8 protein-coding genes and 1 pseudogene are annotated in these 8,011 nt (G+C 65.2%); 4 read left to right on the top strand and 5 right to left on the bottom strand.

What is annotated here, in order from left to right:
• Nucleotides 1-2: 2 nt before the first annotated feature.
• The 5 genes from VML93_RS37870 to VML93_RS37850 all read right to left on the bottom strand — a co-directional run bounded on the left by VML93_RS37870 (nucleotide 3) and on the right by VML93_RS37850 (nucleotide 4,419).
• Complete coding sequence (locus VML93_RS37870) at nucleotides 3-431, bottom strand: hypothetical protein (RefSeq protein WP_325618922.1); 429 nt, start codon at nucleotides 429-431, stop codon at nucleotides 3-5.
• A gap of 618 nt (nucleotides 432-1,049) precedes the next feature.
• Nucleotides 1,050-2,003 (bottom strand): hypothetical protein, encoded by a 954-nt coding sequence (locus VML93_RS37865; RefSeq protein ID WP_325618920.1) that lies wholly within the window; start codon nucleotides 2,001-2,003, stop codon nucleotides 1,050-1,052.
• A gap of 79 nt (nucleotides 2,004-2,082) precedes the next feature.
• The gene (locus tag VML93_RS37860) at nucleotides 2,083-3,582 is read right to left on the bottom strand and encodes a hypothetical protein (protein ID WP_414686556.1); all 1,500 of its coding nucleotides are present in this window, start codon (nucleotides 3,580-3,582) and stop codon (nucleotides 2,083-2,085) included.
• The gene (locus tag VML93_RS37855; protein WP_325618917.1) at nucleotides 3,564-3,878 is read right to left on the bottom strand and encodes a DUF2563 family protein; all 315 of its coding nucleotides are present in this window, start codon (nucleotides 3,876-3,878) and stop codon (nucleotides 3,564-3,566) included. Before VML93_RS37855 ends, VML93_RS37860 begins: the two co-directional genes overlap by 19 nt.
• Before the next feature lie 121 nt (nucleotides 3,879-3,999).
• On the bottom strand, nucleotides 4,000-4,419 hold the full coding sequence (locus VML93_RS37850) for a F420-dependent biliverdin reductase (protein WP_325618915.1): 420 nt from the start codon (nucleotides 4,417-4,419) through the stop codon (nucleotides 4,000-4,002).
• A gap of 29 nt (nucleotides 4,420-4,448) precedes the next feature.
• On the opposite strand from VML93_RS37850, the gene VML93_RS37845 reads away from it, so the two are divergent.
• The 4 genes and pseudogenes from VML93_RS37845 to VML93_RS37830 form a co-directional block, all read left to right on the top strand.
• A complete protein-coding gene (locus VML93_RS37845; RefSeq protein WP_325618913.1) occupies nucleotides 4,449-5,198 on the top strand; it encodes an SDR family NAD(P)-dependent oxidoreductase in 750 nt (249 codons plus the stop codon).
• Nucleotides 5,195-6,367, top strand: a complete 1,173-nt coding sequence (gene cbiE, locus VML93_RS37840) for a precorrin-6y C5,15-methyltransferase (decarboxylating) subunit CbiE (protein ID WP_325618911.1) — start codon at nucleotides 5,195-5,197, stop codon at nucleotides 6,365-6,367. The genes VML93_RS37845 and cbiE overlap by 4 nt, the downstream gene beginning before the upstream one ends.
• Complete coding sequence (gene cobM, locus VML93_RS37835; protein WP_325618924.1) at nucleotides 6,364-7,119, top strand: precorrin-4 C(11)-methyltransferase; 756 nt, start codon at nucleotides 6,364-6,366, stop codon at nucleotides 7,117-7,119. Before cbiE ends, cobM begins: the two co-directional genes overlap by 4 nt.
• Nucleotides 7,116-7,835: pseudogene (locus tag VML93_RS37830) on the top strand (cobalt-precorrin-6A reductase); the annotation flags it as partial. The gene cobM and the pseudogene VML93_RS37830, both read left to right, overlap by 4 nt.
• Between the last annotated feature and the right edge of the window lie 176 nt (nucleotides 7,836-8,011).

Raw genomic sequence — 8,011 nt, 5'->3', positions numbered from 1 at the left:
GGTCACTTGCAAAAACCTTCGATCGACAAAGTGGCCTCGTCAGCAGCGCGCAACGATGGGTCGACATCGGGACTGCCATGACCGTTTAGATAGTCAACCGTGAGACTTTGGAATACGTCGATCAGCTTTCTCACCGCTGTTGCGAGATCAGCTGGTGTTGCTGCCTCTTCCGAAAGGGTGGTCTGGAGGTAGACACTGCCGGCGAGGAGTGCTTGTTGTGCAGTCACGGCGACTAGCAGTTGTTGGTTTGGGTCACTGCCCTTGTCTCGGGCGAAGTTACTGCGGACCGCTTGGTGCACTTTCTCGAACGCGGTACACACCTTCGCCTTCGCAGTTGCGACTTGCTCGGTTGTGTAGGTTGGCGCGACTTGGGGCCTGTCGTTGGAGACGGGGCGAAACCAGCCACCTATTGCTACACCCAGTGTCACCAACACTGCGATGATCAGGATTGCGAACGTTGGCCACGGTCGTCTCAGCGCGGCTGGCTCGGCTCGCAACCAGGGGGACGGTGCAGGCGTGGCGGAAGGTGAGGAAGGCGGATTTGACACCGGCTGATCGTAGCGCTCACCCAGAATTTCGGTAGTCAGCCACCGCCGGCGCAGCGTAGCTCCACAACATTGAATTTGGTTTGGGAACCCCGAGAAGCACGGAAAATCAACCGAGCCCCATTGAATATATCGCATATGTATATCACTGCTTGCGGGGAAAGCGCGTCGCCTATGTTGCCAAACTGTGATCACGTCGACGTTCTTGGATATCGTATTCGGGAATTCTCTTGATGAGTTTTACTATCGTGTCAGACTGCTGACGACACGGCTGTCAAGGAACTTCGTTTAACGAGTATCGTGAGCGACCTGTTGAGCGCAGCTGCTGACCCTTAAATGCGCACTTGGTTGTGCCGCGACTCGATACACTGAGCCGCCTGCTGTATCCATTCGGCTGGCGATTTTGACCAGATACTCTCATCCGCCGTGCTTCATTTCTATTATTTATTAGCAATGCCAGGCAGCGCGCTCGCCAAGCTGAATAACGACAGGATGCCCCTGCGCTCAACGCCCCGAATCGCCGTCGTCGTCGCGCTTCGGGTCAGGCAGCAAGATGCGCCGGGTCGCGACAGGCTTGCCGTCAACGCGTTTGATCACCTCCGCCGTAGGCGGCGGGGTCGTGATTCGCCCCTGCACCGGAGCGCCGTTCTTCACCGATGGCACAACGACGCGCTTGGTGTCGGCCTTCGCGTCGTTACCAGCTCCTGCCCCCTGCATCGCGCTCGGCGGCATGATCGGCATCGCGCCCATCCCGCCCCGCTGCGCACGCGACGGCTCGGCCGGAGTAGGCGGCGGCGGTGACGTGGTGTGCGATGACGCAGGGACGGTGCCGGCCGACGGCGCGGGTAGCGGTCCGAGCATCGCGGTCGGCGTAGTGGGGCCAAAACCGCCACCGCCGGTACCGCCGCCTCCACCGGCGCCAAACTCCTCGCCGCCACCCCCCGCTTCGAGCAGGTCGGCGGGAATCGACTCGCCTCCGGTCGCGGCCGCTCCAGCGCCATGCTGCAACGCACCCATGCCCATTTGCATCGCCTGCTGTCCCGCCTGCGCGACCTGCTGTGGGATCTGACTCAGCGGTTGCAACGCACCGCCCAGGGCGCCCGCGATTCCACCGGCGATACCGGCCGCCATTTGCGGTAGCTGCTGCAGCATCTGGCTCATCTCGCCTTGACTACCGACCCCGCTCAGCCGCGCGGATGACTGCTCTTCATTTGCCGGGAATTTGCCCAGCGCGTCGGCGGTCTTGGCCTCGCGTTCGTCATGTCCGGCAATGGCGGCGAGGTTGTCAGCCGGATCTCCGCCATTAGCAGCGATCCCCAGCACCCTCAGCAATTGGCTGATGGGCGAGCTTCCCTGAGCCAGTGCGTCGGGAGTGATCACCGGTGGCGGCGGCAGCCCACTGAGTCGTGCAAGCTGGTCGAGAATGATTCTGAGCCGCTGGTCGTCACCTCCACTCATGACGTCCTCGCTGGGGCTGGGCTCTCAGGCATTCGGTGATGCTAGCGCTGATTGATGCTTCCGGTAATTCACCAACAGGTCAGGGAAGGGGGAGGCGCAGCTCGGGAAGCTGGATGGGAAGTGGAATGGGAATTGGAATGGGTCCGGGCAGGGGGATCGGACCGAAGGGGAGCTTCAAACCTGGCCGCTGATCGCCGAAACTCGGCAAAACCGTTGGATCGCCGATGTCCTTGTGCCACCACAGACCCGCTTCCGGTCCCAAAGGTCCGTCCACAAAATGGGGCCAGGCTTGGACGAGGGGCTCTGTCGCTCCCGCCCGGTCACTGTAGATCTCGATCGCCGGGAAATTCGTCACGATTCCACCGACGCGAGGGCCGGCGTCGGACGGTTGGATGGCGATTTTGCCGTTCACATCGAACGTGGTGAACTTGGCCAGCGCCTCGCCACCGGGCGACATCGGATCGGCGGCGCTGTAGCTGATCAACACCGCGCCGTTGCTCTTTTGGACGGCCGAGACGCTGGGAGTGCCGGTTCGAATCTGGCCGGTCTTCGCATCGACCGATGGGTTCTGCCGGGTCACGATGATGCCGTTCTCGTAATCGACGGTTATTGCGACCCTTGATGACTCGGGTCCGGCCGTGGCAGAGAAACTTCGGTTATCACCAAGGTTTTCGTGGTACGGCGGCCAGTCTGCTTGCGGGTTCACCACACCGTGGCCGGGAATGAAGAGGTTTGTGCGCACGACGCCCTGGCCGGGCACTGGCGTGATGCGCTGGACCACGATATTCGGATGCACGCCCCCGTCCTTCGGGTTATAGCTGTGTGGATCGAGAGCCGCCGCCGTGTCCCAGTCGGCCTGGGAACTCGGCGGGCGGCCGAAAACCTTTGTGAACGCGTCGATCTGATTCTGCTGCCGGTTAGCTTCGGGTTCGGCCTTCGATGGGGCTCCCGGCGCGTCCAGCGCCTTGATGCCCGCCGGGTCGTACCCGTCGGTGCGCAGGGTCGACATCGACGTCTGCAGCGTGTCCGAGTAACGACTGCGGGTTGATTCGAGCTTGCCAACCGTCTCCTTGGTGTCAAGAATGGCGATCTCCTTGATACGGGAGACCAAGTCGTTTAATTCGGACTGGTCAACAGCGCTGAGGTGAACCCTTTGCTCGAGGTCTAGCACCTTCCCGATGTGGTCATCAATCTCCTGCAGGTGACCTTCGAGAGTCGCGATCTGGCCGCCCGCGGATCGTTGGGCTTCGGCCAGGGCGGCGGCGACGTTCTCCAAATCGATTGCGATCTTGGGCAATTGCGCGACCTGCGCGCGCAGCGATTCCAGGGCGTGCAGTATCTCGGCGGAATCGTTGATCGGATGTTCGCCATCCTCGCGATTCCACGCCGCCTCAAAACGGCGGAACGCTTGATCGAAGGCGGCATTAGCCTCGGCGCTGCCCCGCCCCGCATCATGAAACACCATTGCCAGATTGGAAATCTGGGCAGGGCGGCCACTTTGGAGGCTTCGGTTAACCCCCCACGGGTCGCCGTGGGCTCCCGCGATCAGCTCCGCAATGCTCAAGTGTTGGAGTTGCATTGCCCCATCCGCAGTTTCGCAGCGTTGAGCTCATCCATCGCGGTGAACTCCACGGCCGCTCGATGGGCCTGATCGCCGACTGCGGTAAGCGTCTGGTGTTGAGCATGCAAGATTCTGACGTGCGCGGTGTGCGCCGAAGTGACCGCCTCGTGAAACACGTCGGCGGCGGAGAAGTCGCCAAACATCCCCGCCGACAACGGCCCTCGCGATAGCCGATCGGCCGCGTCGCGTGCGTGTCCACCCGCCTGGTAGGACTGGTTGGCGCCCGAGTGCAGCCCTCCGGTGTCGACGAACATCGTTACCCCTCCTCATCAGCTACTGCGACAAGCAAGCTGCGGGTGAGGCTAAAGACGGCCCGATATACCGGTCAATTCAGGCTGGCGGTGCTTGTGGAGGGACGTCGGAACCAAGCGAACGCTAGTCGTCGCCGCGGTCGAGCAGATCCGACGAACCCAGCACCCGCTCCACATGGACCTCGATGACCACCCGTCGCGGGTTGGCCCTGGGCGTGCGATAGCGCTGGGCGTAGCGCAGTTCGGCATCGCGGACGGCGTCGGCCTCACCGTTGACCTTGGCGCGTCCCTCCAGCGATAACCACCGGGCGCCGTCGACCTGGCTGAGCACTGCCACGCCACCGCGGTCCGCGTTGATCGCCTTCTGAGACCCGCCGGTGGTGATGACCCGGGCGATATGAGTCTTGGGATCGAAGGTGAACCCCACCGCTACCACGTGCGGCGAATTGTCGGCACGCAGCGTGGTCAGCATTGCCAGATGGCGCTCGGAGAGGAACGCCAGCGCGTCGTCGGTGAGCCGGGTAGTGGTATTCGCCATCGCCACCCACGCTAGCGCAGGAGATAATCGCAGCCGTGGACGACACGGGCGCAGGTCCGGTAGTAATTTTCGGCGGCCGCAGCGAGATCGGCATGGAACTGGCGCGCCGGCTGGCTCCAAGGGCCACGGTGGTGCTGGCCGCCCGCAGAGCCGATCAGCTCACCGAGCAGACCGCCGCGCTGCGGGAAGCCGGCGCAACCCGCATTGACACAACCGAGTTCGACGCCGACGACCTGGCTTCACATGGCCCGCTGGTTGCCTCGATCATCGCCGCCCACGGCCCCATCGGCATCGCGGTACTGGCCTTCGGCATCCTCGGCGACCAAGCCCGTGCCGAGGCCGACGCCGCCCACGCGGTGGCCATCGTCCACATCGACTACGTCGCTCAAGTCAGCCTGCTCACCCACCTGGCCGCCCAAATGCGCACCGCCGGCCGGGGATCGCTCGTGGTGTTCTCCTCGGTGGCCGGAGTACGGGTGCGTCGCGCGAACTATGTCTACGGTTCGGCCAAGGCAGGCCTGGACGGCTTCGCCAGTGGGTTGGCCGACGCGCTGCACAGCACGGGGGTGCGGCTGCTGATCGCCCGGCCGGGATTCGTGATCGGGCGTATGACGGAAGGTATGACGCCCGCCCCGCTGTCCAGCACGCCGGCACAGGTCGCCGCCGCCACCGCACGGGCGCTGGCCAAGGGACGGCGCAGCGTTTGGATCCCGTGGGAAATGCGGCCGATGTTCTTCGCAATGCGCCTGCTGCCGCAGTTCGTCTGGCGAAGGATGCCGCGATGATCATCGTTGTCGGTATCGGCGCCGACGGCGTACCAGGCCTATCGGCAACCTCGAGAGCCGAATTGAACAAGGCCACAGTCATTTACGGATCGAAAAGGCAACTCGACCTGCTCGACGACACCATCACGGCCGTCCGGCACGAGTGGCCGTCACCAATGCTGCCGGCGCTGCAAGCACTGCCCGTCGACGGGGATGACATCCACGTCGTCGCCAGCGGCGACCCATTGATGCACGGCATCGGCGGCACCCTGATCCGCCTCTACGGCACCGAACGCGTGAGGGTGTTGCCGCACCTGTCGTCGGCAACGCTGGCGTGCGCCCGGATGGGCTGGAACGTCCACGAGACCGAGGTGATCAGCCTGGTCACCGCGCAGCCGCCCACCGCGTTGCGCCGCGGTGGTCAGGCGATCGTGCTGGCGGGCGGTCGGACTACGCCGAAGGCGCTCGCGGTGCTGCTCAACGCCGCCGGTCGCGGTGACTCCGAGTTCACCGTCCTCGAGCGCGTCGGCGGTCCCGACGAGCGCCGCCGCGACGGCACCGCCCGCGAGTGGGCCACCGACACGCCCTTCGACCTCGACGACCTCAACGTGATCGCCATCCGCTACCTGCCCGACGAGCGCGTCTGGTCATTGCCCGACGACGCGTTCGTCCACGACGGGCAGATCACCAAACACAGCATGCGGGCGGTGACCCTGGCGGCGCTCGCCCCCCGGCCCGGACAGCGGTTATGGGACGTCGGCGCCGGCTCAGGCAGCATCGCGGTCGAGTGGTGCCGAAGTTGGCCCAGCTGCACCGCGGTGGCATTCGAACGCGAGGAGCAACGCCGGCTCAACGTCGGGCTCAATGCCACGCAATACGGCGTCACCGTCGACGTCCGCGGCGAAGCCCCCAGCGCATTCGAAGGCGCGGACGCACCGTCAACGATCTTCATCGGCGGCGGCCTCACCGAGACCGGCCTTCTGGACGCCTGCCTCGAGCGCCTGGGCGGCGGTGGACGCCTGGTCGCCAACGGGGTCACCGCGGAGTCGGAAGCTATTCTGGTGCAAGCGTATTCGCAACACGGCGGCGAGCTCCGGCGCTTCCAGCACTATCAGGGCGAGGCGCTGGGCGGCTTCACCGGTTGGCGCCCGCAGTTTCCGGTCACCCAATGGGTGGTGACCAAGGGGTGACGGTGTATTTCATCGGCGCCGGCCCGGGCGCCGCCGACCTGATCACCGTGCGCGGCCAACGGCTGCTGCAACGCTGCCCCGTCTGCCTCTACGCGGGCTCGATCATGCCCAAAGACCTACTGGCGCACTGTCCATCCGATGCGAAGGTTATCGATACCGGCCCACTCACGCTGGATCAGATCGTCACAGAACTCGCCGACGCCGACGTCGCCGGTCATGATGTCGCACGGCTGCATTCGGGGGATCCGTCGCTCTACAGCGCGCTGGCCGAACAGTGTCGCCGACTCGACGCGCTGCGCATCGACTACGAAATCGTGCCGGGTGTACCGGCTTTCGCTGCGGCCGCCGCCGCTTTGAAACGCGAGCTGACCGTCCCCGGGATCGCGCAAACGGTGACACTGAGCAGAATCGCGACCCTGTCGACGCCGATGCCGCCCGGCGAAGATCTGGCCACCCTCGCCCGATCCGGCGCCACCCTGGTCCTGCACCTGGCCGCGGCTCAAATCGACGCCATCGTCCCGCAACTGCTCAATGGCGGCTACCAAGCTGAAACTCCCACGGCGGTAGTGGCTTTCGCCAGCTGGGCGCGGCAGACGGTGCTGCGCGGCAGCCTGGCCGACATCGCCGGGCAGATGCGCGACGCGAACATCACCAAGACCGCCGTGATCATCGTCGGCGACGTGCTGGCCGCCGAGGGATTCACCGACAGCTACCTGTACTCGGCGGCACGACGCAGCAGCGGGGCGCATTGATGCGGGTGCTGCTGCTCGGCGGCACCGCCGAGGCGCGCGCCCTGGCGAAAATGCTGCACCCACAAGTCGAGGTCATCAGCTCGCTGGCCGGCCGGGTACCCGACCCGGCCCTGCCGGTCGGCTCGGTGCGCATCGGTGGCTTCGGTGGCGTCGAGGGGCTGCGGCGATGGCTCAATGACGAACGCATCGATGCCGTCGTCGACGCCACCCACCCGTTCGCGGCGACCATGACCGCCCACGCAGCCCAGGTCTGCAACGAACTGAGGATGCCGCACCTGGTCCTGGCCCGCCCGCCCTGGGACCCCGGTGCCGCAAGCGTCGTCGCCTCGGACATCGAGGCCGCAGAAACCGTTGCACAGCAGCAATATTCGCGAGTGTTTCTCACCACCGGGCGCTCGGGCGTCAAAGCCTTCGCCGACAGCGACGCGTGGTTTTTGATCCGCGCCGTCACCGCGCCGGATGACGTGTCGTTGCCGCGTCATCATCGACTAGTGCTGTCTCGCGGGCCTTATCGCTACGACGACGAGCTCCGACTCCTGACCGAGCACCGCATCGACGCGCTGGTGACCAAGAACAGCGGCGGCGACATGACCCGGGCCAAGCTGGATGCCGCTGCCGCACTGGATATTCCGGTAGTGATGGTGGCCCGTCCGCCGCTGCCGGCCGGCGTGATCACGGTAGGCGCCGTGCGGGAAGCGGCCGACTGGGTAGCCGGTCGCAGCCGCACCGAATGCCCACGCCAGGCCCGCCCCGCCGCCGCCGGGAGTGCCGAAACTGAACTGAGGCCGCCGAAACTGCACACAGATCGCGATTGAGCCAAACCACGCCCTCACTGCAGTCTCGGTGAGCTAGCCGGTCAGGTCGTCGCGTTCGCCGTCGGCCAGCAGCGCGT

The organism is Mycobacterium sp. (assembly GCF_035499775.1).
GTDB lineage: Bacteria > Actinomycetota > Actinomycetes > Mycobacteriales > Mycobacteriaceae > Mycobacterium.
Note: the sequence above shows the minus strand (reverse complement) of the source record. Positions and strands in the feature narration are given on the sequence as shown.

What these genes read in the sequence shown, in the direction of transcription:
- VML93_RS37865 (WP_325618920.1), bottom strand. Translation starts at nt 2,003, where the DNA reads ATGAGTGGAGGTGACGACCAGCGGCTCAGAATCATTCTCGACCAGCTT.
- VML93_RS37860 (WP_414686556.1), bottom strand. Translation starts at nt 3,582, where the DNA reads ATGCAACTCCAACACTTGAGCATTGCGGAGCTGATCGCGGGAGCCCAC.
- VML93_RS37855 (WP_325618917.1), bottom strand. Translation starts at nt 3,878, where the DNA reads ATGTTCGTCGACACCGGAGGGCTGCACTCGGGCGCCAACCAGTCCTAC.
- cbiE (WP_325618911.1), top strand. Translation starts at nt 5,195, where the DNA reads ATGATCATCGTTGTCGGTATCGGCGCCGACGGCGTACCAGGCCTATCG.